The sequence below is a fragment of the Rhizobium deserti genome (assembly GCF_004358025.1).
Taxonomy (GTDB): Bacteria; Pseudomonadota; Alphaproteobacteria; order Rhizobiales; family Rhizobiaceae; genus Neorhizobium; species Neorhizobium deserti.
In genome coordinates this window covers 208,967-234,036 of the sequence record NZ_SMTL01000001.1, presented here as the reverse complement: position 1 = coordinate 234,036, position 25,070 = coordinate 208,967, and the positions used below count along the sequence as shown (strand labels likewise).

The following is a 25,070-nucleotide window of genomic DNA, read 5'->3' as shown; positions in this document are numbered from 1 at the left end:
GCTCATGGCCGGCTGTCAGAATTCATTCTGAGGACGATGTTTCAGCGGCAGACGCGGATCGACTCGATGTGCGAGCCGCCATCATAGGCATTGGCCACACGGCGGTCTTCAAACCAGCAGCGCGGCGGCGGCGGTGGTTCCTCTATGTAGCGAGGGCCGCTATTGGCAATGGCGCCTCCGATCAGCCCGCCGATCACGCCGGCTGCAAGTCCGCCTGCAATCACCGAGCCGTTGTCATGGTGGTGGTGCCGATCACGCGGCGGACCGCGGCGATCCCAACGCGGCGGTCCATCGCGATACTGGGCGAAAGCTTCGTTCACTGGCGCCATTGCCGCGGTCATGCCGGCGACAACAGCCAAGGCGGTAAGAGTAACTTTTCTCATGGCAGGGTTTCCGTAAGGAGGTGCCGATCATCAAAGAAGGACACCGATTCAAGTTCTGCCACAGAATGCCACCCATAGGCTTAATAGATATTGAACAGTCCCGCGGCGAAAGCGTCTTCCTGCCTGTCGCCACGGCTCCAGCTCAGCCAGCTCTCTGCAGTCCTGCCGCTGCCGCATCGTCTTTCTCTGCGGCTTGCAGGTAGGCGTCGCGCAAAGCCAGCCTGCCGAAATACTGCTCGAATGCGGGCCGCTTTTCGATCGAGCCAAACTGCAGCCCCCAACCGATCTGTGATCCGACATAGACATCGGCGGCCGTGAAATTGTCGCCGGCGATGTAGGAGTTGCTGCGCAACGCGAATTCCAGCGTGTCCATGACATCGGCGAATGTGCCATAACCGATCATCCGCTCCCGTCCTTCCGGCACCTCGAATCCGAGGGCCCGATTGCTGACCGCCGCCTCCAGTGGGCCGGCTGCGAAAAACATCCAGCGATAATAATCGGCGCGCTGGGCAGCTGCAGGCGCCAATCCGGCGGCAGGAAAGGCATCGGCAAGGTAAGCGCATATCGCGGCACATTCCGTGACCGTATTGCGCCCGTGAACTAGGGCCGGCACTTTGGCCATCGGGTTGACGGCCTTATAGGCACTGTCTTTCATCGTGGTACCGAAACCGAGGATTTCAGCGCGATAGGAAATGCCGACCTCTTCCAGCATCCAGCGGGCGATGCGGCCGCGCGACATTGGATTTGTGTAGAGAAAAAGCTCGTCCATCATATTGCCTCCTTGGCGTTCGCTTTATGTTCTAGGGCGGCCGTATGACAAGATCAAGACGCTAGATCTCGCCGCTCTTAAAGCGGCTTCCGGTATTGAATGAAACCGGCATTGACGGCAACTCGGTCATACAATCCTCTGGCTGCCGTGTTGCTTTCATGCGTCAACCAGTAGAGGCGACTGGCATTTCTCCCCCGCGCCAGAAGCGCAACAGCTTCGATCAGGGCCTCGCCCGTGCCCTTGCCGCGCTGACTGCCGTCCACATAAAGATCCTGCAGATAGCAGGTCCAGTCGGGAAGCCAACAGGAGCGGTGGAAGATCGCGTGCACGATGCCGACCAGCCCGTCGTTCTCGTCGAAAGCGCCGAGCGCGTGCATAGGCTCGGCGTCATCGAGAAACCGGTTCCAGGTCAGCTCGTAGATCTCGCCCGGTAGTTCAGTGTCATAGAAGCGCAGATAGGCTTCCCACAGGGGCGTCCAGGCGGCGCGATCGGATTGCTCGAGCGGGCGAATAGTGGTGGGCATGGCGACAGTCCTCCCAAACGAAAACGGCGGAAATTGCTCTCCGCCGTTTCATCCTTAACCGATTTTGCAGCTCAGGCAGCCATCGCCTTTTGAAGATTCTCGTCGATCTTGTCGAGGAAGGCAGTGGTCGACAGCCACGGCTGGTCCGGGCCGATCAGCAGGGCCAGGTCCTTGGTCATGAAGCCAGCTTCGACGGTATCGACGCAGACGGTTTCGAGCGTCGCGGCGAACTTTGCCAGTTCGGCATTGTCGTCCAGCTTGGCGCGGTGTGCGAGGCCACGGGTCCAGGCGAAGATCGAGGCGATCGAGTTCGTCGACGTTTCCTGGCCGTTCTGGTGCTGGCGGTAGTGACGTGTCACCGTACCGTGCGCGGCTTCCGCTTCGACCGTGCGACCGTCCGGCGACAGCAGGACCGAGGTCATCAGGCCGAGCGAACCGAAGCCCTGGGCAACCGTATCCGACTGCACGTCGCCGTCGTAGTTCTTGCACGCCCAGACGTAACCGCCGGACCACTTGAGAGCCGACGCGACCATGTCGTCGATCAGGCGGTGTTCATAGGTGATGCCGATCTCGTCGAACTGCGCCTTGAACTCAGTCTGATAGACTTCCTCAAAAATATCCTTGAAGCGGCCGTCATAGGCCTTGAGGATGGTGTTCTTGGTCGACAGGTAGACCGGCCATTTGCGCATCAGGCCGTACATCATCGAGGCACGGGCGAATTCGCGGATCGATTCATCAAGATTGTACATGGCCATCGCGACACCGGCGCCGGGCGCGTCGAACACGTCCTTCTCGATGACCTGGCCATCTTCACCGACGAACTTGATCGTCAGCTTGCCCTTGCCCGGGAATTTGAAGTCGGTCGCCTTGTACTGGTCGCCGAAGGCATGGCGGCCAACAACGATCGGCTTGGTCCAGCCCGGAACCAGCCTCGGCACGTTCTTGCAGATGATCGGCTCGCGGAAGATGACGCCGCCGAGGATGTTGCGGATCGTGCCGTTAGGGCTCTTCCACATCTGCTTCAGGCCGAATTCTTCGACGCGACCCTCGTCGGGCGTGATGGTTGCGCATTTGATGCCGACGCCGTGCTTCTTGATCGCATGTGCCGCGTCGACCGTAACCTGGTCGTTGGTCGCATCGCGATTCTCGACCGAAAGGTCATAATATTCGATATCCAGATCGAGATAGGGAAGGATCAGCTTGTCCTTGATCAACTGCCAGATGATACGGGTCATCTCGTCGCCGTCGAGATCGACAACCGGGTTTGCTACCTTGATCTTTTGCATGGAATTCCTCTTGGACGTGACGGGGTTTTCGGCCCCGACGGGTGGATGCCAGTGGGTGCGCTATAGCATCGCGCGGGCTGAACGCAAAGGCATTCGAGCCGCCGTAGGTGGCTTTTCAGGCGAGAAATCCCACGCCTTTGAACCGAGTGCTTGAATGCCCTTGCCAAACCACAAAGCGGGATTAATGTCCGGCCAAATCGCTCCAACATCCGGATTATCGCCATGCGGACCTTGCCGCTCGCTCTTGCTTTCTCCCTTCTTTCCAGCTTTGCCCTGGCGGCTGATCCCATGGATCCCGTCAAGGAGGTGATGAAGATTACCCAGGACAACTGGAACACGGTCGATAGCGACTGGAAATACATTTTTGATCCAGATCCGCTCGCACGGCTGTTCAGCAAGAAGTTCCAGACGGCCTATGCGGAAGCAGCCAAACATCCAGCCTATGAGACGGAAAATAATCAGCCGGGCGATCCTTTCGGCTATGATGTCATCACCAGCTCCCAGGATGGCTGCCCGCTGCAGGAGGTCGCGACCAAGACGGCGCCGGGTGCCAACGGCATCACCGACGTCACTGTCACCTTCAAGCAATGGACCTGTGTCGATGACGCCGAAGTCAAGAACAGTGTTTCGGAAGTGCATTTCGACGTGATCGACGAGAGCGGCAAGCCGGTGATCGACGACATCCATCGGGTGGGAGAAGGGGAGCGTGATTCGCTGCTGGAGGAAATGCAGTCCATCGCCAAGGGCGAGTAGCGTCGCGGTGAAGCCGACACCCTTGCCCATCTGTGCTTTGCCCGGTATTGCCGGCGCAAACATCATCGGAAGTACAAATGTCAGGCACCAATAGTGAGCGTGAGTTGATTGCCGAGGGCCCGGCGGTTATCCTGGTGGAGCCACAGCTGGGCGAGAATATCGGCATGGTAGCGCGAGCCATGGCCAATTTTGGCCTCGCCGAGCTGCGCCTCGTCAACCCGCGCGACGGCTGGCCAAGCGAGAAGGCGCGGTCGGCGGCGTCCAAGGCAGATCACGTCATCGACGCAACCAAGGTTTACGAGACCCTGGAGGAGGCGATCAACGATCTCAACTTCGTCTACGCGACCACGGCACGCGAACGTTACGGTTTCAAGCCTGTCCGCTCTCCGGTGACGGCTGCGGAGACATTGCGCAAGAAATTTGTTGAAGGCGCCAAGACGGGCATCCTCTTTGGGCGCGAACGCTGGGGCCTGACCAATGAGGAAGTGGCGCTCGCCGACGAAATCGTCACTTTTCCGGTCAATCCTGCCTTCGCCTCGCTCAATATCGCGCAGGCGGTGCTGCTCATGTCTTATGAGTGGATGAAGTCGGGCATGGCGGATCTGGGGCAGACCCCCTTCGATGCCGTGCAGCAGCGGCCTTCGACGAAGGAGCAGGTCCTTGGCCTATTCGAGCATGTGGAGGAAGCGCTCGACGCGCGTGGCTACTTCCATCCACCCGAGAAAAAGCCAAAAATGGTCGATAACCTTCGGGCGGTCTTGTCGCGGCGCAGTTTTTCCGAGCAGGAGATCAGCGTTTTTCGAGGCATCATCAGATCGTTGGACAAGTTCCCGCGGCGTTGGCCTCCGAAGGCGAAAACCGCCGAAGCAGGGGGCGTCGAGGAGCATGACGGGGACGAATGAGTTGAAGCCTGTGCTGATGTTCGATTCGGGCATCGGCGGGCTGACCGTTTTGCGCGAGGCGCGCGTTCTGATGCCGGAGCGCGGCTTCATCTATGTCGCCGATGATGCCGGCTTTCCTTATGGCGATTGGGAAGAGGCAGCACTTCGAGACCGCATCATCACGTTATTCGCCGACCTGCTTGATCGGTACGATCCGGAAGTCTGCGTCATATCATGCAATACTGCCTTCACCCTCGTCGGCGCAGACCTTCGGGCGGCGTTCCCTGACATGACTTTCGTTGGAACCGTGCCGGCCATCAAGCCGGCCGCCGAGCGCACCCGTTCCGGCCTCGTCTCGGTTCTGGCGACGCCGGGGACAGTAAAACGCGCTTATACGCGCGATCTCATTCAATCCTTTGCCAGCCAATGCCATGTTCAACTGGTCGGCTCCCCGAACCTCGCACGCATGGCGGAAGCCTATATTCGCGGGGAACCGCTCCCCGATGAAGCGGTTCTTGCCGAAATCGCCCCGTGTTTCACCGAGCAGGACGACCGAAAGACGGACATCGTCGTGCTAGCCTGCACCCATTACCCTTTCATGGCCAATGTATTCCGTCGGCTCGCGCCCTGGCCAGTCGACTGGCTGGATCCCGCCGAGGCAATCGCCCGGCAGGCTCGACGCAAGGTGCCGATGGTAGACGGAGCGAGGCATCCGGAGGAATACGACTTCGCTGTCTTCACATCCGGCACCCCTGATTTTGCCACGGCCCGCCTCATGCAAGGGTTTGGTCTACGCGCCAGCTGATATTGTTGCATTTCTGCATCGTCAGCACTCGATGCGCTGCAATTCGCGATTGTGCTCTTGTCGAGCCTTGAAGGCTGTGGCAGCTTACCGCCATCCGCAACTCGAACAGGAGGCGTATGATGATTTCGATATCCTTGCTCATGCGCCTGAATGGCGGATCGAGCCCGATGCATTATGGGCTTCGAACCTGGATGCCGCGTATCGCCGGCTAATTGGCCCTTAGGGCTACGAATCCGCCTTTTCTACCTTCCATTTGATCTGACGTCACCGGCTCCGACCCAGCACTTGCTGGCGTTTTCTCCGTTGCCGCTGCACGTCTCTCGACCTTAAAAGGACCTGGCTGTCGATAGCGCCGGGGCAGTACCATCATGTCTAAAGAGCAAGCATTAGTTGCAGCAGACCTGTCTGAAATCGTCGATGACCTGCACGGCAAGTTTGGAGCCAGGCGGATCATCTGGAATGTGATCGTCGCCGCATGGCGCAGCCGGTGGAGCCACAATAGCACATCTGGCCTGAGCAATCGCATGCGCCGGGATATCGGGCTGCAGGAGGAAGATGACGAGCGTCTGGCGCTCGCCTTTTTCCACTGGTGGAACCTCCGCCCTTAACAAATATAAGAGGAGTCCCGGCGAGTATCGCTGGGACTTCGTCGGCCCGGGTCAGTCTCTTATCGCCGCCGCGAAGAATTGAGTTGAGCACTGCATGTCCTGCCTGAGGCGTAAGGAAGGGATCAGGGATCAGCTCACTCCATGAACGGCAGCAGAAGCGCACCGCGGCCTGATTGCAAAGCCTGTGCATTTCCGATCTTGCCGGGCGAAACGGATCCGGTTCTCTGCTATGGATCGAGAGTCGCGGACTTCAGGTCACCGCGAAGAGACAGCATACGAGGTAAGTGCATTGCAAGTCGGCATCGATATGGGAATTGTGTCCGGCGGCGATCCGGCCAAGCTCGATATCGAGGAGCTTTTGGCTACCCGCCTGTTGGTGCAAGGGAACTCGGGCTCCGGGAAGTCCCATCTCCTGCGCCGACTGCTGGAGCAGTCCGCCCCTTGGGTACAGCAGGTAATCATCGATCCGGAAGGCGACTTCGTGACGCTGTCCGACAAGTTTGGTCATGTGGTGGTCGATGGTGAACGCACGGAAGCCGAGCTGGCCGGCATTGCCAACCGTATTCGCCAGCACCGCGTTTCCTGTGTGCTGACGCTGGAGGGCCTGGACCTCGAAGAGCAGATGCGCGCTGCGGCTGCCTTCCTCAACGGCATGTTCGATGCCGACCGTGAGCATTGGTATCCGGTCCTCGTTGTGGTCGACGAGGCACAGATGTTTGCCCCCTCGGTTGCCGGGGACGTGTCCGAAGACGCGAGAAAAGCGTCGCTCGGGGCCATGACCAATTTAATGTGCCGCGGCCGCAAGCGTGGATTGGCCGGAGTGATCGCCACGCAGCGCCTCGCAAAGCTTGCCAAGAACGTTGCGGCGGAAGCCTCGAACTTCCTGATGGGCCGTACTTTCCTCGACATCGACATGGCGCGTGCCGCCGATCTTCTTGGCATGGACAGGCGCCAGGCGGAGATGTTCCGCGATCTGAAGCGCGGGAATTTCGTTGCTCTCGGTCCAGCCCTGTCGCGTCGGCCACTGCCGATCGTCATCGGTGCGGTCGAGACATCGGCCCGCTCCTCAAGCCCGAAGCTGATGCCTTTGCCGGACGCGCCGCAGGACGTCGAAGACCTGATCTTCACGCCGGATCCGGAAGAGTTTGTTCGGCCGATGGTGCGCAGGGCGCCGCCGGCGCCGCGCCCAACGACGGATATTCTCGCCGAACTTTCGCGCTCCATGCCGGCCGCAGCTGCCGCCCCCCAAGAAACACGGGTTCCGCAGCCGGAACTGTCGCCGGAAGAGCGCGATGAGCGCTTGAATGCTGTTCTGTCGGAAATTCTGGACGATCCGCAGTCGGCATACAGAACCGACTCGGTGCTCTATCAAGACTTTCTGGTGCGTGCCCGCATGCGCCGTCTGCCCGGACCGCCACTGTCTCTCTCGGAATTCAGGCGGCGCACGGCGATCAGCCGCTCCGGAGTGGATGCGGAGACCGCATCAGGTGAGGCCTGGGCTACAGCTCTTTCGCTCTCGGTCAGGGTCTCGGACGATCTCCAGGGCGTATTCCTCCTGATTGCGAAGGCTGCGATCGGCGGCGAGCCTTGCCCATCCGATGCCCGCATTGCCCGGGCCTATGGCACGCATTCGGCTCGGCGCGCGCGCCGTCTGCTGGGCTATTTCGAGGAGCAGGGGCTGATCGTCGTCCGCACGGATTTTAGCGGAAAACGCATCGTTGCTTTTCCCGACCTGCAGGCCGAGACCGCGCCCGGCATTGCCGATGCTCCAGACCTGGGCGAGGCGCGGGCAGCGGCTGAATAAGCCGTCAGTGGATGTGGAAATGCGCTTCCACGGCGGCGGCGATGAAGGCGCAACGGGCCTCGACCGCATCTGACCGCCCGTGCAGGACGTCGTCGCAGATCTTCTCGGCTTTCCAGTACTGGCTTCCGTGATATATGGGCCAGGACCGGGCGAGCACGGTCTTGGCTTCGCGTATCGTCTTGACGGTCTGAACCAGGCCGGTATCGGGATTCTCGATCCTGACAGGGTTATTCCAGGTCTTGTGATTCATGATAATTACCTCCCATCCCTAGAAGATGGAGCAGGCGTGGCGGAGGTCAAAAAAGCCTGCGAATGGGCTTGATGAAAGGTTAAAGCCGCAAAACGGTTGACTTCTTCACGACATCCGCCTAAAGACCGCGCCAACGCCAAGCCGCAAGACTGGGTGTTTCACCGACATGTCCCGTGGTTTCTCCGGACGCTTTCGTGAGAAGCCTGTCAGAGTTCTTAAATCAGAGCTCAAAGGAGGGCGTGTTTCCTTGATCCGGTTTGGCAACAGACCGGTGTAACTTCCTGAAAGGAAATACGATGAGCAAGCGCGAATCGTCCAAGTACAAGATCGATCGCCGTATGGGCGAAAACATTTGGGGCCGCCCGAAGTCGCCGGTTAACCGCCGCGAATATGGCCCGGGCCAGCATGGCCAGCGCCGCAAGGGCAAGCTTTCGGACTTCGGCGTGCAGCTGCGCGCCAAGCAGAAGCTCAAGGGCTATTACGGCGATCTTCGCGAAAAGCAGTTCCGCGCCATCTACGACGAAGCCAACCGCCGCAAGGGCGATACTTCGGAGAACCTGATCGGTCTGCTGGAATCGCGCCTCGACGCGATCGTGTACCGCGCCAAGTTCGTTCCGACGCCTTTTGCTGCCCGTCAGTTCGTGAACCACGGCCACGTGACCGTCAATGGCGTCAAGGTCAACATCGGTTCCTACCGTTGCAAGGCTGGCGACGTCATCGAGGTCCGACAGAAGTCGAAGCAGATGGTGACACTCCTGGAATCCATCTCGCTCGCTGAGCGCGACGTTCCGGATTATATCGAGGTCGATCACAACAAGATGGTTGCGACCTTCGCTCGCGTGCCGACCCTGTCCGACGTGCCTTATGCCGTCATCATGGAACCGCAGCTGGTCGTCGAATTTTATTCGCGCTGATTGCTTGCCCCTCGGGCAGGTTCGTCAAAGGAAAAAGCCGCGTCATCGACGCGGCTTTTTTTATGGCATTCCTTGGCTTCTTCGCGAGCTCAGGACGAGGTGAACAACCAGCGCGCCGAGCCAGACCATCAACGCGACTGCGCCGAACGGCAGGGTGAGCAGGCTGAACCACCCGAGTACGGTCAGGAAATACAGCATCTCGCCGTAGTCGCTGCCGCCGATCTGGCACGGATGAACACTGCCTTCGTCGATCTGACAGCCGGCCAATTCGGCAACCGTCCCGGCACCGAGCACCGAGACAAGCGGGGAGACCGACAGAAGAAGGATAACGGCGAGGGCGACGCCGTAGGTCAAGGCTAGGCTGCGAGATCTTGTCGTCATTTCAACTCTTGCGGTCGGCTGCCTATTTCGCAGCTGCTTTCTTCTCGGATTTGACGCTCTCTTCGACCGTGGTCGACGTGCCGGTATCGGTGAGCTGCACGGTATCGGTTGCGATGTCTTTTGGTCTTTCGCCCATGCGGTTCCAGGCATCCAGGCCGGCAATCTTGTAGGCTTCGGCCAAGGTGGGGTAATTGAAGGTGTTTTCGACGAAATACTCGACGGTCCCCTTGAGGTTCAAGACCGCCTGCCCGATGTGAACGAGCTCGGTAGCGCCTTCGCCGACGATATGGACGCCCAGCAGGCGGCGTGTCTTCAGCGAGAAGATCAGCTTCAGCAGACCGCTTTCCAGGCCCATGATATGCCCGCGCGATGTTTCGCGGAAACGGGCAATCCCGCATTCATACGGAATGCCGCGCTCCTTCATCTCTTCCTCGGTGAGGCCGCAGGTAGAGATCTCCGGAACGGCATAGATGCCGTAGGGGAAGTATTTCTGCGGCTCCATGCCGATTGCGCCGACGGCCACGCGGGCCGCAATGCGCCCCTGTTCCATCGAGGTTGATGCTAGGCTCGGGAAACCGACCACGTCACCGGCTGCAAATATGTGCGGCACGGATGTCTGGAAGGTTTCCGGATTGACCTTGAGGCGGCCGCGGCTGTCAGCTTCCAGTCCTGCGGCAGCAAGATTGAGCGTATCCGTCGCGCCGATGCGGCCCGCCGCAAACAGAACCATGTCGGTGATGATCTTGCGCCCGGTATCCACCGTAACCGAGACCTTGCCGTCGGGCAGGCGCTCGACCTTCTCCGCCTTTTGGCCGAGCAGCAGCTTCATGTTGCGGTCGCGCAGCTGGTAGATGAAGTCTTCGACGATTTCCTTGTCGATGAAGTCCAGCATGGTCGATTTCGGATCGATGACCGTTACCGCTGTGTCGAGGGCGCTGAATATGGTCGCATACTCGATGCCGATGACGCCGGCGCCGATCACCACCATGGAGCGCGGTAACTGTTCAATCTCCAGCAGTTCGTCGCTGTCGAGAACCGTCTTGCCGTCGAAAGGCATGTAATCGGGCCGGAAAGGACGGGTGCCGACAGCAAGCAGGATGCTCTTGCCGACGACGTGGATCGTCTCGTTGTCGTCCCTCATGACCTGCATCGTATCGGGCGACACGAAGCTTGCCTTGCCACGCATGTGCTGGACGCGGTTGCGTGCGAACTGATGTTCGAGCACTTCGACCTCGTGATCAAGGGTGATCAGCAGGCGACGGCGCAGGTCCTCGGCGCTGATCTCCTGCTTCACACGGTAGGCCTTGCCGTAGAAGCCTCGCTCCCGCCAACCGGAGAGATTAAGTGCCGTTTCCCGCATCGTCTTGGAGGGGATGGTTCCGGTGTGAACGGAGACGCCGCCGACCCGGCGGCCCTGCTCGATGACGAGCACCTTCTTGTCCAGCTTGGCCGCTTGAATGGCTGCGCGCCGACCTGCCGGTCCGCTGCCGACGACGATGAGGTCGTACTCGTTCATGAGAATGCTCCGCTTCGAATCGAAAGCCATTAGGGAGGATGGCTGCTTCGCGCTTGTTCTATCAAACTATTCTAAATGTTTGATTGCGGTGGAGGCAATGCGCCTGCCGATGCCTAACTTTTGGGCTTCAAGTTAAAATGCTTAAAAAACATCTTGACGGCGTCGCGTAAATGTCATCCAACTGCACCAATCGTTAATTGGTGCAGCAAATGGTGCAGGACGTGGACATCGGCGCCAATGATAACTCGACCTACGCGCTGGCAAAGCTGCGTGAGCTCGTTGCGACAGGCCAGATTGGTTCCGACGGCCGGCTTCCGACCGAGCGCACCCTCGCGGAAACCCTGGATGTCGGTCGCCGCGCCGTTCGCCGGGCTCTCGAAGTGCTTGAGGCGGAAGGTCTGATCTGGCGTCGCCAGGGATCCGGGACTTTTATCGGCGAGAGGCCCGACCGTTGGCATGAGCATGTTGGCGATCTTGTGGCCGGTACCGACTTCATGGAGCTCATGGAGGTGCGGCTGCGCATCGAGCCCCAGCTGGCGCAACTGGCGGCGATGCGCGCCAAGCCGCGCGACATCGAGAAGATGCGCGATCTGGCGGCGAAGATTGGCGAAAGCACCGATGCCGATTCCAAGGAACTCTGGGACGGGGCCTTGCACCGGCAGATAGCTCAGGCGGCGGGTAACCAGCTTTTCCTTTCGATTTTCGACGTGGTCAATCGCGTACGTCAGGACAATGCCTGGCAGGCAATTCGCGAGCGCGCACGGGCAAGCGACCGCCGCCAGGGTACCATCCACATCCAGCATGCCGAGATCATCGACGCTATCGCCGCACGCGACCCGGTTCGGGCGGGCGAGGCCATGCGGGAACATCTGCTCGGCATTCAGGAGATCCTGATCCGGGCCACGTCCATGGGCCACGAGGATTTGGCAGCCAGTCCCAATGAGGGCGAGGCCCGACTGAAACAAGCAACAGCATGAGAAGCCGGCGCCAAGCCGGCCTTGCCACAGGAACCGAGACAAAGAGAGGAATGACTTCCATGACCCGACTTTCCAGACTGACCACGGCGCTGCTCTCAAGCGCGCTATTTGCCTTTCCGGCGCTTTCTGCTGAACTCCGCATCGGCCTCAACGACGATGCCGACGTTCTTGATCCAGCCCAGTCCCGTACCTTTGTCGGCCGCATCGTCTACACCGCCATGTGTGACAAGTTGGTCGATATTTCGCAGGACATGAAGATCGTGCCGCAACTCGCGACCGAATGGAACTGGTCCGAAGGCGGCAAGGTGCTGACCATGAAGCTGCGCCAGGGCGTCAAGTTCCACGACGAGACGCCGTTCAACGCGGAGGCGGTTGTCTATACAATTCAGCGCAATCTGACTTTGCCGGAATCGCGCCGCAAGAGCGAGCTTTCCTCCGTCGAGAAGGTGGAGGCCGTCGGCGATTACGAGGTGAAGTTCACGCTGAAATCGCCGGACGTGACGCTGCTGGCGCAACTGTCCGACCGCGCTGGCGTCATTGTTTCGCCGAAGGCCGCCAAGGAGCTCGGCGCCAATTTTGGCAGCCATCCGGTTTGCGCCGGTCCCTTCAAGTTCGTCGAGCGCATCCAACAGGATCGCATCGTACTGGAGAAGTTCGCCGACTACTGGGACAAGGACAAGATCCTGGTCGACAAGGTGACCTATCTTCCGATTCCCGACACGACCGTCAAGCTCGCCAACCTTCGCTCCGGTGACCTGGACATTGCTGAACGCATTTCTGCATCCGATGCGGAATCGGTCAAGAACGATCCCAATCTGACCTATGCCGACATTATCGGCCCGGGTTACATGGCCATGTATGTCAATCTTGCCAATGGTCCGCGTGCAGACAATCCGCTCGGCAAGGACAAGCGCCTGCGCCAGGCCTTCTCGCTGGCGATCGATCGTGAAGCCATTAGCCAGATCGTCTTCGAAGGCACTGCGATGGCCGGAAACCAGCCGTTCCCGCCCTCGAGCCCCTGGTTCGACAAGGATGTCCCTGTTCCAGCCCGCGACATCGAAAAAGCCAAGAAGCTGATGAAGGAAGCCGGCTACGAGAGCCTGGACATTGAACTTCAGCATGCCAACAGCACGACCCAGACGCAGATGATGCAGGTCATCCAGTCCATGGTGGCGGAAGCAGGCTTTAACGTCACTCTGAAGTCGACGGAATTTGCCACCCTGCTGTCCGAGCAGACGGCCGGCAACTACCAGCTCAGCCGCTCCGATTGGTCCGGCCGCATCGACCCGGATGGGAATATCCACCAGTTCGTCACCTGCAAGGGCGGCATCAACGACGTCAAGTATTGCAATCCGGAAGTGGACAAGCTGCTTAACGAGGCTCGGACCTCCACGGACGACGCCGTTCGCAAGCAGAAATATGACGATGCGGCGGTCATGCTGAACGAGGACATGCCGATCATCTATCTTGGCCACCAGCCATACGCCTATGCGATCTCGAAGAAGGTCGGCGGATTTACACCGTCGCCAGACGGCATGATCCGCCTTCTCGGCGTATCGAAGAAGTAGGCCAAACGTCCCTCGACCGCACGGGAGTCAGTCCCGTGCGGTTGTCTTGAAATCCAGAGGGCGATGTCATGCCTGTCTACATCGGCAAGCGACTGCTGGTCGCAATCCCGACGCTGCTGATCATATCGATCTTCGTGTTCTCGCTGCAGAAGCTGCTTCCCGGCGATCCGATCCTGGCCATGGCCGGTGAGGAGCGCGATCCGGCGACGCTGGAATTCCTGCGCCAGAAATATCATCTGAACGATCCCATCGTGACGCAGTATTTCTCCTGGCTCGGCGGCATTCTGACCGGCGACTTCGGCATTTCGCTCCGCACCAACCAGCCGGTTCTGGAACTGATCGGCCAGAAGCTGCCCGTGACGATCCAGCTCGCCGTCATGGCCATGTTCTTTGCCATAGTGATCGGCATTCCGATCGGCATCCTTGCGGCGGTCAAGAAAAATACCTGGATCGACTATCTCGCCAATATCGTCGCCCTGACTGGCCTCTCGATTCCGAATTTCTGGCTTGGCATCATGCTCATCCTGCTGGTCTCCGTGCAGCTCGGCTGGCTTCCAGCGTCAGGCTACGAATCCATATTCGTCGATCCGGTACGCTCCCTGCAGACTATGGTTATGCCCGCCTTTGTTCTCGGCAATGCGCTGGCGGCAACGCTGATGCGCCACACTCGTTCTGCGATGGTTGGAGTAATGAGCTCCGATTATATCCGCACGGCACGAGCTAAGGGGCTTTCGCCGCGCCAGATCGTCCTCAGCCACAGCTTCCGCAACGCGCTTCTGCCAGTCGTGACCTTGCTTGCGCTCCTGTTCGGTGAACTCCTGGCCGGTGCCGTCTTGACGGAGCAGATCTTCACCATCCCGGGCTTCGGAAAGATGACCGTGGATGCGGTCTTCAACCGGGACTATGCCGTCGTGCAAGGGATTGTTCTTTGCACCGCCGTCGGCTTCATCCTGATGAACCTGCTCGCCGACATCGCTTATGTGCTCCTCAATCCTCGCCTGAGGGCAACACTATGACCATTGTTGAACACGTCGCTCCCATTCCCGCCAAACGGGCGGAAAACCGTGCCTGGCGCAAGATGAAGCGGAACAGGAGCGCCCTGGCGGGCCTCTGCATCGTGCTCTTCTTCGCGTTTCTGGCAGTTGCCGCGCCGCTTCTGCCCATTCCTGATCCAATCGCCACCAGCTGGTCCGCGATCCGCAAGGCCCCGTCCGCCGCCCATTGGCTCGGAACCGACGATCTTGGGCGCGATATCCTGTCCCGCATGATCTGGGGCGCCCAGGCTTCGCTGATGGCAGGCGTCTTTTCTGTCGCCATAGCGATCGTTATTGGCGTCCCCTTCGGCCTTCTCGCCGGCTATTTCGGCGGCTGGGTCGATATGGTCATTTCGCGCGTTACCGAAGCGCTGCTGGCCATGCCCTTCCTGATCATGGCCATTGCGCTGGCAGCCTTTCTCGGCCCGAGCCTGACCAATGCGATGATTGCCATCGGCCTATCGGCCATGCCGCTTTTCGTCAGGCTCACGCGCGGCCAGGTACTGGCCGTCAAAACGGAGGATTACGTCGAGGGTGCACGCTCCGTCGGCCTCAATCACCTCGAAATTATGGTCCGCTACATCCTGCCGAATGTTCTGGCGCCGATCATCGTCCAGGCGACGCTGACGGTCGCCACCGCCATCATCGCCGAGGCAAGCCTTTCCTTCCTCGGCCTTGGTCAGCAGCCGCCGGCCCCCTCCTGGGGCTCCATGCTCAATGTAGCCAAGAATTTTCTCAGCCAGGCGCCTTGGATGGCGATGTGGCCGGGGATCGCGATCTTCCTCGTCGTCATCGGCTTCAATCTCCTCGGCGACGGGTTGCGTGACGCGCTCGATCCCCGAGAAGTCTAAGTTTATCAAGGAATTTGTGACATGACTGATTTCACCACGCGCCCCGAAATCCTTGGTAATTTCGGCGTCGTCACCTCCACCCATTGGATAGCTTCCGCCGTCGGCATGGCCATTCTGGAGAAGGGCGGCAACGCCTTCGACGCGGCGGTCGCAACAGGATTTGTGTTGCAGATCGTCGAGCCGCATCTTTGTGGACCGGGCGGAGACATGCCGGCCGTCTTCTATTCAAAGAACAAGGACAAGGTCGAAGTCATCTGCGCCCAGGGAGCGGCGCCGGCCGGTGCGACTATCGATCATTACACGGCTGAAGGCCTGAAGCTGATCCCTGGCGACGGCCTCCTCTCCACCGTCATTCCGGGCGCCTTCGACGGCTGGATGCTGATGTTGCGTGACTATGGTACGATGAGCGTGCGCGAGGTCCTGGAGCCGGCTATCTATTATGCCGAGCACGGTCATCCTGTGCTGGCGCGCGTTTCTGCGACGATCAAGGGGCTTGCCGGCTTCTTCGAAAAGGAATGGCCGACCTCCTACGACACCTGGCTGCCGGGTGGTGTTGCTCCGGAGGCGGAGGGAAATTTCAAGAACCTGGTTCTCGCCGAGACCTGGAAGCGGATCATTTCCGAATCGGAGGCAAAGACCGGCCGGGAGAACCAGGTCGAGGCGGCCCGAGACGCCTTTTATCGCGGCTTCGTGGCAGAGGCGATCGATACCTATCTGAAGACGGCCGAAGTCATGGATGCGAGTGGCCTCAAGCACAAGGGCGTGCTGACTGCGGACGACATGGCCAACTGGAGCGCAACAGTCGAAGTGCCGCAGACCTATGACTATCACGATTGGACGGTTGCCAAGACACCCGCCTGGGGGCAGGGGCCGGTTCTGCTGCAATCCCTGGCGCTGCTGAAAGGCTTCGATCTTGCCTCCATGGATCCGGCCGGACCGGATTTCGTGCATACGGTCGTGGAAGCCATGAAGCTCGCCTTTGCCGATCGGGAAGTCTATTACGGCGATCCGGAATTCGGGCAGATCCCGACGGAATACCTCCTTTCCGACGGTTATAATGACGAACGTCGCAAGCTGATCGGGCCGCAAGCCTCCATGGAGCTGCGGCCGGGAATTGTGCCGGGCTATGAGCGCCAGGTGGACGCGACCATGGCCATGCTGGCCGAGATGAGCGGCAAGGGCACGGTTTACGAGCCGACCATGTCGCACCTGACCGAAAAGCGCGGCGACACGGTTCATATCGATGTCATCGACCGCTGGGGCAATATGGTGTCGACGACGCCGTCGGGCGGCTGGCTGCAGTCGTCGCCGATCGTGCCGGGCCTGGGCTTCGCCTTGAACTCGCGTGCCCAGATGTTCTGGCTGAAGGAAGGACTGCCGACGTCGCTGGCGCCGGGGAAGCGCCCGCGCACCACGCTGACCCCGTCGCTTGCCTTGCATCAGGGACGCCCGACGCTGGCGTTCGGGACGCCCGGCGGCGACCAGCAGGATCAATGGCAGCTACCCTTCTTCCTGCGCTATGTACACCACAAGCAAAATCTGCAGGCGGCGATCGACATGCCGCTTTTCCACACCTCGCATTTTCCCGGCTCCTTTTATCCGCGCACCAGTTCGCCTGGCGAAATCATGGTCGAAAGCAATATCGGCGCGGACGTTCTGGAAGACCTGCGTCGCCGGGGCCATAAGGTCACCGTTGCCGATCCCTGGAGCGTCGGCAGGCTGACGGCCGCTCGTCGAGATGCGGACGGGCTGCTGCGTGCGGCGGCAACGCCGCGGCTGATGCAGGCCTATGCCGTGGGGCGATGACGATGGCGCAAAACCAGATTCTTTCGGTCCGGAACCTCACCACGTCCTTCCTCGTCGACGGCGAGTGGAAAAGCGTCGTAAGAAACGTCTCCTTCGATGTCGGTCCGGGAGAGACTGTCGCGATCGTTGGCGAGAGCGGTTCTGGCAAGAGCGTGACATCGCTCTCGGTTATGCGGCTGCTGGCGCCCGACTTCAGCCGCATCGAAGGCAGCGTCATGCTGGCGGGCAGGGATCTGCTTTCCATTTCCGAGAAGGAGATGCGTGGCGTACGAGGCAATGACGTCTCGATGATCTTCCAGGAGCCGATGACCTCGCTGAACCCGATCTTCACCATCGGCCGGCAGATCTCCGAAGTGCTCACCCGCCACAAGGGGATGTCGAACAGGCAAGCGCGTGCCGAAACGGTCAAGCTTCTGGAGAAGGTCCGCATCCCAAATGCGACTGCGCGCTTCGACGACTACCCGCACCAGTTTTCCGGCGGCATGCGCCAGCGCGTCATGATCGCCATGGCGCTGGCATCGAAGCCGAAGCTGCTGATCGCCGACGAGCCGACCACGGCACTCGATGTCACCATCCAGGGACAGATCCTGGACCTCATCAAGGTCTTGCAGGAAGAGGAGGGAATGTCCGTCCTCTTCATCACCCACGACATGGGCGTCGTAGCCGAGATCGCCGACCGCACCATTGTTATGTACCGTGGCGAGCAAGTCGAGAGCGGACCGACGGAAGAGATCTTCCACCGCGGCAAGCATCCGTATACGCGGGCGCTCCTGTCGGCGGTGCCGAAGCTCGGCTCCATGCAAGATCGTCACTGGCCGACACGTTTTCCCGTAGTGGATATCACCAATGGCGAGGCTGCCGAACCTGTGGAGGTGGCCAATACCGTCGACACCCGCAAAACGCCAGTTCTGTCCGTCAAGAACCTCGTCACCCGCTTCGGCGTTCATTCCGGGCTTCTCGCCCGCAAGACGGGCGCCGTGCACGCGGTCGAGAATGTTTCCTTCGAGCTCTTCCAGGGAGAAACGCTGTCATTGGTCGGTGAATCCGGCTGCGGCAAGTCGACGACGGGCAGGTCGATCATGCGGCTCATCGAGCCGACAAGCGGCGAAGTGGCACTGGACGGCTATGACGTTCTGCGGCTGGACCAGTTTGGTCTGCGCAACATGCGCAAGACCATCCAGATGATCTTCCAGGATCCCTTCTCTTCGCTCAACCCGCGCATGACAGTGGGAGCAGCGGTTTCCGAGCCCTTCATCAAGCATAGGCTCGGCACTGCCAAGCAGGCGAGGGAAAAAACGGCCGATCTATTGCGCAAGGTGGGACTGTCGCCCGACATGGCGGGCCGCTACCCTCACGAATTCTCCGGCGGTCAGCGCCAGCGAATTGCCATTGCCCGAGCGCTGTCGCTCGATCCCAAGGTGATCGTCGCCGACGAGAGCGTGTCGGCGCTCGACGTCTCCATCAAGGCGCAGGTCTGCAATCTCCTGCTCGACCTGCAGCAGAGCCTCAACCTGGCCTTTCTGTTTATTTCCCACGACATGGCGGTGGTGGAGCGGGTCAGCCATCGGGTGGCGGTGATGTATCTGGGCGAAATCGTCGAGATCGGCCCGCGCGCAGCAGTTTTTGACAACCCTCAGCATCCTTACACGAAAAAGCTCATGGCGGCGGTACCTGTGCCTGATCCAGCTCGCCGCGGGATCCGGCGGGGCATCTCCAACGACGAACTGAAAAGTCCTGTGCGCCCACTCGGTTATCAGCCGCCGCAGCGTCAATACCGGGAGGTATCGGCCGGCCATCTCGTGCAGGTGGAGTGATGGCTAGATCAACCTGAGCCCCTTCAGGCTGGCATGCCCGTCCTTGCCGATGATGATGTGGTCGTGAACCGCAATGCCGAGCGGCTTTGCCGTGTCGATGATCGTCTTGGTCATGTCGATATCCGCCCGCGATGGGGTGGGGTCGCCGCTCGGATGGTTGTGCACGAGGATGATCGCTGTCGCAGACAGTTCGAGAGCCCGCCGCACCACCTCTCGAGGGTAGACCGGTGTATGATCGACGGTGCCGCGCCCCTGCACCTCGTCTGCGATCAGGGCGTTGCGCTTGTCGAGAAAGAGGATGCGGAACTGTTCCCGCGATTCGTACGCCATGGCCGCGTGGCAATAGTCGATGACGGAGGACCAGGAGGACAGCACCTGTTTGCCGCGCAGTTCGCTCTTCAACATCCGGTGGCCCACTGTTGCCACCAGCTTCAGGTCGAGGGCTACGGCCTCACCGACGCCCTTCACCTCCTGCAGCAATCCGACCGAGGCGCCGAAAACGCCCGCGAGATTGCCGAACCGGTCGATCAACGCCTTGGCGATCGGCTTGGTGTCACGTCGCGGGATCAGCCGAAAAAGCAGCAGCTCGAGGATCTCGTAGTCGGCAAGTGCAGTGTCTCCTTGCTCCCGATAGCGCGCCCTCAGCCGTTCGCGATGTCCATAGTAATGCGCGGAGGCATCATCCTTTTCCATTGCCTTCTTGATCGCCTTCGGCTTCGAAAGCTGCTCGGCAAAAAAGCCGCGTTCGTCCTCCATGAAGGACGGCTGGTCACTTCGGGCGATCGGCGTCGGCGGAGCTGGACGCTTGGCCATGTTACCTCGAAAGCGGCGGCAGGCCCGGTCGGTCGAGCCCCGCGGGCGAAAGGGTGAAGATCTCGCAGCCTGTTGCCGTGACACCGACTGCATGCTCGTATTGTGCGGACAGAGACCGGTCGCGGGTAACGGCGGTCCAGCCATCGGAAAGCACCTTCACATGCGGCTTTCCGAGGTTGATCATTGGCTCGATCGTGAAGATCATTCCTTCCTTCATTTCCGGGCCTTCGTCGGCGCGACCGTAATGCAGGATGTTCGGCGAGTCGTGAAACAGCCGGCCGACGCCATGGCCGCAAAAATCTCGTACCACCGTGCAGCGCTCGGATTCCGCATAAGCCTGTATCGCCTCGCCGATCGCACCTGTCCGGGCGCCTGGACGCACGGCAGCAATACCGCGCAGGAGGCATTCATAGGTGACTTCCAGCAGCCGCTCGGCGGATCTTTTGAGCTGCCCGACCGGGTACATGCGGCTCGAATCGCCATGCCAGCCGTCGAGGATATAGGTGACGTCGATATTGACGATGTCGCCGTCCCGCAATGGCTTGTCGTCCGGCATGCCGTGGCAGACAACGTGATTGATCGAGGTGCAGACCGAGAATTTATAGCCGCGATAGTTCAAGGTGGCGGGCAGGGCGCCATGGTCCATGCCAAACTCGAAAACGAAGCGATCGAGCGCGCTTGTTGTGACGCCCGGCTTGACGATCGCCGCCAGTTCATCGAGGCAGCGTGCGGTAAGCAGGCAGGCTTTGCGCATGCCGGCAAAGTCTTCCGCCGTGTTGTAGAGGCGGATGGACCCCGTATTTTTAGGAGGGGCTGAGACCGCCTCAATATAATTTATCATAATCTCCCTCTCACAACTATTCCGTTCATAAAGCAGCGGAGCCCGGTTCGTCCATCTCTACAAGCCCGCAAGCGGCGATTTCCTCGGCCGAGACACGACAGCGAAGCGCATAGGTTTCGACGCCACGCGCTTTGGCCCGGTCAAAGGCCTGCGCATAAATGGGATCCAGATCGCGGCAGATCGAGAAGCGTTCGCAATCGTGGCGCTGGATCAGATAGATCATCACCGCCCGGTGACCGCCTTCAGCCATATCGCCTAGTTCTTCGAGATGCTTAGCGCCGCGTTTCGTCACCGTGTCCGGAAATTCAGCACGTCCGCTAACGCGACTGAAGTGAACGTTCTTTACTTCTACATAGGCATCCGGAAAGCCCTCGCCCGAGAGCAGGAAATCAATTCGGGAATTGCGTCCGTACCGCTGCTCACGCCGGATCGTCCGGTATCGGCTGAGGTTTGGAAAAAGGCCTGCTCGGATCGCTTCTTCGGCAAGCCGGTTCGGAAGCCCGGTATTGATGCCGATCACTTCACCTTCCACCTCCACCATCTCGAACATATGCCGGTATTTGCGGGTTGGGCTGTCGTGCAGCGACACCCAGATCTTGGAGCCGGGAGCAGTCAGGCCGCGCATGGAGCCGGTGTTCGGGCATGAGCCGGTAATCGTTGATCCGTCCTGCAAGACGGCGTCAAACAGGAAGCGCTTGTATCGCTGGAGGAGTGTGGCGGGAACGAGCGGCGGGTCAAAGCGCATGAAGACAGAGCTCAGACGCGCTGCAGCACATAGCTGCCCGGCGCATCGGCAATCGCGTTGAGCGCCGAGCCGCCGGGTTTTCGGGCAGCGACCCGTTCATCCTGCTTGGCCTCGACCCATTGATGCCAGTGCGGCCACCAGGAGCCCTTGGCTTCCGTCGCCTCGGCTGCCCAGTCATCAAAAGAAGCACCCGGCTTCTTCCCGGTCCAGTACTGGTACTTCTGCTTGTCCGGCGGGTTGACCACGCCGGCGATATGGCCCGAACCTGACATCACGAAATCCACCTGTCCGCCGAACAGCGAGGATCCGAGGAAAACGGATTTGGCCGGCGCGATATGGTCCTCGCGAGTGGCGAGATTATAAACCGGTATCGTGATATCTTTGAGAGATATAACCTTGCCGCCAAGCTCCATTTCACCCTTGCTCAGATTGTTGCTGAGGTAGCAGTTGCGCAGGTAGTAAGCGTGGTTGGCCGCCGCCATGCGCGTCGAGTCAGAGTTCCAGTACAGCAGATCGAAGGGTAGGGGCTGCTGGCCCTTGAGATAATTGCTCACCACATAAGGCCAGATCAGCTCGGAAGCGCGCAGCATGTTGAAGGCGCTCGCCATCCTTGAGCCATGCAGATAGCCGGTCGCGTTCATCTCCTTCTCGATGGCGTCGATCTGCTCCTCGTCGACAAACACCTTCAGGTCGCCAGCATGGGTGAAATCCACCTGGGTTGTCAGGAAGCTCGCCGAAACGATCCGGTCGTCGTTCGTCTGCGCATGATAGGCAAGGACTGCTGCCAGTAGCGTTCCGCCGACGCAATAACCTACAGCGTTGACTTGACGTTCTCCCGTGGCCTTCTGGATCGTGTCGAGCGCATAATCAACTCCCTCGCGCATATACGCTTCCCAGTCTTTTTCCGCATGCCGTGCATCCGGATTGACCCAGGAGATTACAAAGACTGAGTGCCCCTGATCGACGCACCACTTGATGAAGCTCTTTTCCGGATTGAGGTCGAGGATATAGAACTTATTGATCCATGGCGGGACGATCAGCAGCGGACGCTTCAATACGGTTTCGGTCGCAGGCTCGTATTGCAGCACCTCGCATAGGTCGTTCTGGGCGACGACCTTGCCGGGGGTCAGCGCCATATTGCGGCCGATCGCGAATTTGCTGGCATCCGTGTGGCGAAGTCGAAGCTCGCCGCCGCCCGCGGCAATGTCCTCCGCCAGCATTTTCATCCCTGCCACCAGGTTGGCGCCGCTGGTGGCAACCGTCTCGCGGTACACTTCGGGATTGGTCAGTGCAAAATTGGCCGGAGAAAGGGCTGCACTGATCTGCTTGACGTAGAAGGCAGCCTTGTGGCGCGTCTGATCGTCCAGCCCATCGGCTTCCGTGACCAATTTGTCTGCCCATGAACTGGTGACGGAATAGGTCTGCCGCAAAAAGGCGAAGAAAGGGTTCTTGGTCCAGTCTTCGTCTGAGAAACGTTTGTCTCTCGGGAACGTCTCCGGCTCCGGTTCTGGCGGCTGGCCCGAAACCTGATGAAGCGTTCTCGTCCAGATCCCGATATAGCTTGAAAAGAGCAGGGACTGCGCTTCCAAGGTCCGATGGGGATCAGAAACCCAGTATTCCACCACCTTGGACATGGTCGCAACCATGTCTGTGACGGGATTTGCAGCCGACTCGCTGATCTCGCCGCGTTCGCGAGGCTCCAGCCATTCGGATGCAGCCTTGCCGAGATTTTCCACCGCCCGTGCCAGGTTCATCGCAAGCGCCTGCGGATCCCTGACAAGATAGGGATCGACAGATTTGGGATCGAAGCCTGGAATCTCCCGGCCGCTCGTGTCCTTATCCCCGGTCTTCTCCGCCACGCGCCGGCTCCCTGCTGGTTGTCGGTTGTTTTCGTTTGTACATTGTGCCTGAAAGCGAATACAAGTGCCAGCAATTGGCATGTCACGTGGACATTGCCGGTGTTTGTAAATGGGTCACGGAAATGGAAAAACTGAGGCATCGGCTTGTTTGGCTGCCGCTTTTCATCGGCATGGGAGCATTGCCTGCCCTGACCGGCTGCAACAGCAAAAGCTTTGCGCTTGACGATGGCATCCCGAATACGGCGCCTCCGGCTGTCATCAGCCAGTCGCGGACCGCGCCGCCTCCGGGCCCGATCGTACAGCGCAAGACCGGCAACTATCCGACCTTCGATCGTACGCTCACGGCCGCCAACGAGCAGATCGAGGACGCGGACTACCAGAAGAGCGAGCCGCGGCTTGCCGCTCTTGCCCGTGCCCGCCGGACCGGCTCGATTTCCGAGGCCGAATATAATCGGCGCGTGACGGAATATCGCAAGCTAGCGGCCAACCACGGCAAGGACGCGCTCACCGACATCGCCAATTGAGCGGCGAAATTGCCCTTGCCTTTCGTAATATTTGGCCCCAAAGCACAAATCGCTTAAGATGCGCCACGAAGCAGTGCGATCCGGCCTGCTTTGCATCTATTTCGGGGAAAGCCATGGAAGAATTTCATAAAGTTCGGCGTCTGCCGCCCTACGTTTTCGAACAGGTCAACCGTTTGAAGGCAAGCGCGCGAGCGGGCGGCGCGGACATTATCGATCTTGGCATGGGCAATCCGGATCTCCCGACGCCGCAAGGCATTGTTGATAAGCTTTGCGAAGTCGTTCAGGACCCACGTACCCACCGTTATTCATCGTCCAAGGGTATTCCCGGGCTTCGCCGCGCTCAGGCTGCCTATTACGCACGCCGGTTTGGCGTAAAGCTCAACCCTGAGACCCAGGTCGTCGCGACGCTCGGGTCGAAGGAAGGCTTCGCCAATATGGCGCAGGCGATCACTGCACCGGGCGATGTCATCCTTTGCCCTAATCCCACCTATCCCATCCACGCCTTTGGCTTCCTGATGGCGGGCGGCGTTATCCGCTCGATGTCGGTCGAGCCGGATGAAAGCTTCTTTCCGCCGCTTGAGCGGGCGGTGAAGCATTCTATCCCGAAGCCGCTGGCGCTGATCATCAATTACCCGTCCAATCCGACGGCGCATGTCGCCAGCCTGGATTTTTACCGCGACGTCATCGCCTTCGCCAAGAAGCATGACCTGATCGTCCTGTCTGACCTCGCATACTCGGAGATTTATTTCGACGAGAACGCCCCACCGCCATCGGTCTTGCAGGTTCCAGGCGCGATGGACGTGGCGGTTGAATTCACGTCCATGTCGAAGACCTTCTCCATGCCCGGCTGGCGCATGGGCTTTGCGGTCGGCAACGAACGTCTGATTTCGGCACTGACGCGCGTCAAGTCCTACTTGGATTACGGCGCTTTCACTCCTATCCAGGTTGCTGCCACGCACGCGCTGAATGGCGATGGTTCAGACATTGCCGAAGTCCGCAATGTCTACAAGCGCCGCCGCGATGTGATGGTGGATACGTTCGGGAAGGCAGGGTTTGAAGTGCCGCCGCCGCCGGCCACTATGTTTGCTTGGGCGAAGATCCCGGAAAAATTCCGTCATCTCGGCTCGCTGGAATTTTCCAAGCTGCTTGTTGAAAAGGCCGATGTTGCCGTCGCTCCGGGGATCGGCTTCGGAGAACAGGGCGACGATTACGTCCGCCTCGCGCTGGTGGAAAACGAGCACCGCATCCGTCAGGCTGCCCGCAATATTAAAAAGTTTCTATCGACGGCGGATGACACCATGCACAATGTCATCTCGTTGAATACCCGCCGCTGATCAACCCGCCTTTTCGGCGGCCCGGGCGGC

At 59.9% G+C, this 25,070-nt stretch carries 25 protein-coding genes; 14 read left to right on the top strand and 11 right to left on the bottom strand.

The genetic code is table 11. The annotated features are described in order from the left end of the window. Positions 1-41: 41 nt before the first annotated feature. The 4 genes from E2F50_RS01250 to E2F50_RS01235 all read right to left on the bottom strand — a co-directional run bounded on the left by E2F50_RS01250 (position 42) and on the right by E2F50_RS01235 (position 2,962). Positions 42-383, bottom strand: coding sequence for a hypothetical protein (locus E2F50_RS01250; protein WP_133314253.1), 342 nt, complete (start codon positions 381-383; stop codon positions 42-44). A gap of 142 nt (positions 384-525) precedes the next feature. Next, complete coding sequence (locus E2F50_RS01245; protein WP_161974018.1) at positions 526-1,152, bottom strand: glutathione S-transferase family protein; 627 nt, start codon at positions 1,150-1,152, stop codon at positions 526-528. A gap of 77 nt (positions 1,153-1,229) precedes the next feature. Next, complete coding sequence (locus E2F50_RS01240; RefSeq protein ID WP_133314251.1) at positions 1,230-1,676, bottom strand: GNAT family N-acetyltransferase; 447 nt, start codon at positions 1,674-1,676, stop codon at positions 1,230-1,232. Positions 1,677-1,747: 71 nt separating this feature from the next. Then, on the bottom strand, positions 1,748-2,962 hold the full coding sequence (locus E2F50_RS01235) for an NADP-dependent isocitrate dehydrogenase (RefSeq protein ID WP_133314250.1): 1,215 nt from the start codon (positions 2,960-2,962) through the stop codon (positions 1,748-1,750). A 222-nt stretch (positions 2,963-3,184) separates the two neighbouring features. Between E2F50_RS01235 and E2F50_RS01230 the strand changes: the two genes are divergently transcribed. The 5 genes from E2F50_RS01230 (at position 3,185) to E2F50_RS01210 (ending at position 7,813) form a co-directional block, all read left to right on the top strand. Next, positions 3,185-3,715: a hypothetical protein gene (locus E2F50_RS01230; protein ID WP_133314249.1), complete on the top strand. Its 531-nt coding sequence runs from the start codon at positions 3,185-3,187 to the stop codon at positions 3,713-3,715. Positions 3,716-3,792: 77 nt separating this feature from the next. Next, positions 3,793-4,617, top strand: a complete 825-nt coding sequence (locus tag E2F50_RS01225; protein WP_133314248.1) for an RNA methyltransferase — start codon at positions 3,793-3,795, stop codon at positions 4,615-4,617. Then, positions 4,601-5,401, top strand: a complete 801-nt coding sequence (gene murI, locus E2F50_RS01220) for a glutamate racemase (protein ID WP_133314247.1) — start codon at positions 4,601-4,603, stop codon at positions 5,399-5,401. Before E2F50_RS01225 ends, murI begins: the two co-directional genes overlap by 17 nt. Positions 5,402-5,769: 368 nt before the next feature. Beyond that, complete coding sequence (locus E2F50_RS01215; protein ID WP_133314246.1) at positions 5,770-6,009, top strand: DUF1127 domain-containing protein; 240 nt, start codon at positions 5,770-5,772, stop codon at positions 6,007-6,009. 289 nt (positions 6,010-6,298) lie between these two features. Next, the gene (locus tag E2F50_RS01210) at positions 6,299-7,813 is read left to right on the top strand and encodes a helicase HerA domain-containing protein (RefSeq protein WP_133314245.1); all 1,515 of its coding nucleotides are present in this window, start codon (positions 6,299-6,301) and stop codon (positions 7,811-7,813) included. Between the two features lie 4 nt (positions 7,814-7,817). Here E2F50_RS01210 and E2F50_RS01205 read toward each other — a convergent pair whose 3' ends face one another. Further along, positions 7,818-8,063: a DUF982 domain-containing protein gene (locus tag E2F50_RS01205; RefSeq protein ID WP_133314244.1), complete on the bottom strand. Its 246-nt coding sequence runs from the start codon at positions 8,061-8,063 to the stop codon at positions 7,818-7,820. A gap of 296 nt (positions 8,064-8,359) precedes the next feature. Between E2F50_RS01205 and rpsD the strand changes: the two genes are divergently transcribed. Then, a complete protein-coding gene (gene rpsD / locus E2F50_RS01200) occupies positions 8,360-8,977 on the top strand; it encodes a 30S ribosomal protein S4 (RefSeq protein ID WP_133314243.1) in 618 nt (205 codons plus the stop codon). Positions 8,978-9,037: 60 nt separating this feature from the next. On the opposite strand, the gene E2F50_RS01195 is transcribed toward rpsD, so the two are convergent. Both E2F50_RS01195 and sthA read right to left on the bottom strand, forming a co-directional pair. Next, the gene (locus tag E2F50_RS01195; protein WP_133314242.1) at positions 9,038-9,358 is read right to left on the bottom strand and encodes a hypothetical protein; all 321 of its coding nucleotides are present in this window, start codon (positions 9,356-9,358) and stop codon (positions 9,038-9,040) included. A 22-nt stretch (positions 9,359-9,380) separates the two neighbouring features. Continuing rightward, positions 9,381-10,874 (bottom strand): Si-specific NAD(P)(+) transhydrogenase, encoded by a 1,494-nt coding sequence (sthA, locus tag E2F50_RS01190; RefSeq protein WP_245515250.1) that lies wholly within the window; start codon positions 10,872-10,874, stop codon positions 9,381-9,383. Positions 10,875-11,083: 209 nt separating this feature from the next. Between sthA and E2F50_RS01185 the strand changes: the two genes are divergently transcribed. From E2F50_RS01185 to E2F50_RS01160, 6 genes are all read left to right on the top strand, one after another. Next, entirely contained in the window at positions 11,084-11,851 is a 768-nt protein-coding gene (locus E2F50_RS01185; protein ID WP_133314241.1) for a FadR/GntR family transcriptional regulator, read from the top strand. A 59-nt stretch (positions 11,852-11,910) separates the two neighbouring features. Next, positions 11,911-13,419, top strand: coding sequence for an ABC transporter substrate-binding protein (locus tag E2F50_RS01180; protein WP_133314240.1), 1,509 nt, complete (start codon positions 11,911-11,913; stop codon positions 13,417-13,419). 68 nt (positions 13,420-13,487) lie between these two features. Next, on the top strand, positions 13,488-14,435 hold the full coding sequence (locus tag E2F50_RS01175) for an ABC transporter permease (RefSeq protein WP_133314239.1): 948 nt from the start codon (positions 13,488-13,490) through the stop codon (positions 14,433-14,435). Continuing rightward, positions 14,432-15,304 carry an ABC transporter permease gene (locus E2F50_RS01170; protein ID WP_161973938.1) on the top strand — a complete coding sequence of 291 codons (873 nt, stop codon included), beginning with the start codon at positions 14,432-14,434 and terminating at the stop codon, positions 15,302-15,304. Before E2F50_RS01175 ends, E2F50_RS01170 begins: the two co-directional genes overlap by 4 nt. Positions 15,305-15,325: 21 nt before the next feature. Then, on the top strand, positions 15,326-17,110 hold the full coding sequence (locus E2F50_RS01165) for a gamma-glutamyltransferase family protein (protein WP_133314238.1): 1,785 nt from the start codon (positions 15,326-15,328) through the stop codon (positions 17,108-17,110). 2 nt (positions 17,111-17,112) lie between these two features. After that, a complete protein-coding gene (locus tag E2F50_RS01160) occupies positions 17,113-18,924 on the top strand; it encodes an ABC transporter ATP-binding protein (protein WP_133314237.1) in 1,812 nt (603 codons plus the stop codon). 3 nt (positions 18,925-18,927) lie between these two features. On the opposite strand, the gene radC is transcribed toward E2F50_RS01160, so the two are convergent. Genes radC through E2F50_RS01140 form a run of 4 tightly spaced genes read right to left on the bottom strand, consistent with a single transcriptional unit; the run spans position 18,928 to position 23,182 of the window. After that, positions 18,928-19,737 carry a RadC family protein gene (gene radC / locus E2F50_RS01155; protein WP_133314236.1) on the bottom strand — a complete coding sequence of 270 codons (810 nt, stop codon included), beginning with the start codon at positions 19,735-19,737 and terminating at the stop codon, positions 18,928-18,930. A gap of 1 nt (position 19,738) precedes the next feature. Beyond that, on the bottom strand, positions 19,739-20,578 hold the full coding sequence (map, locus tag E2F50_RS01150; RefSeq protein WP_161973936.1) for a type I methionyl aminopeptidase: 840 nt from the start codon (positions 20,576-20,578) through the stop codon (positions 19,739-19,741). Positions 20,579-20,603: 25 nt separating this feature from the next. Next, entirely contained in the window at positions 20,604-21,323 is a 720-nt protein-coding gene (sfsA, locus tag E2F50_RS01145; protein WP_133314234.1) for a DNA/RNA nuclease SfsA, read from the bottom strand. 11 nt (positions 21,324-21,334) lie between these two features. Continuing rightward, positions 21,335-23,182: a PHA/PHB synthase family protein gene (locus E2F50_RS01140; RefSeq protein WP_425375341.1), complete on the bottom strand. Its 1,848-nt coding sequence runs from the start codon at positions 23,180-23,182 to the stop codon at positions 21,335-21,337. Positions 23,183-23,304: 122 nt separating this feature from the next. On the opposite strand from E2F50_RS01140, the gene E2F50_RS01135 reads away from it, so the two are divergent. Both E2F50_RS01135 and E2F50_RS01130 read left to right on the top strand, forming a co-directional pair. Then, positions 23,305-23,706, top strand: coding sequence for a hypothetical protein (locus tag E2F50_RS01135; protein WP_133314232.1), 402 nt, complete (start codon positions 23,305-23,307; stop codon positions 23,704-23,706). Positions 23,707-23,819: 113 nt separating this feature from the next. Continuing rightward, the gene (locus E2F50_RS01130) at positions 23,820-25,040 is read left to right on the top strand and encodes an LL-diaminopimelate aminotransferase (protein WP_133314231.1); all 1,221 of its coding nucleotides are present in this window, start codon (positions 23,820-23,822) and stop codon (positions 25,038-25,040) included. Positions 25,041-25,070 lie beyond the last annotated feature (30 nt).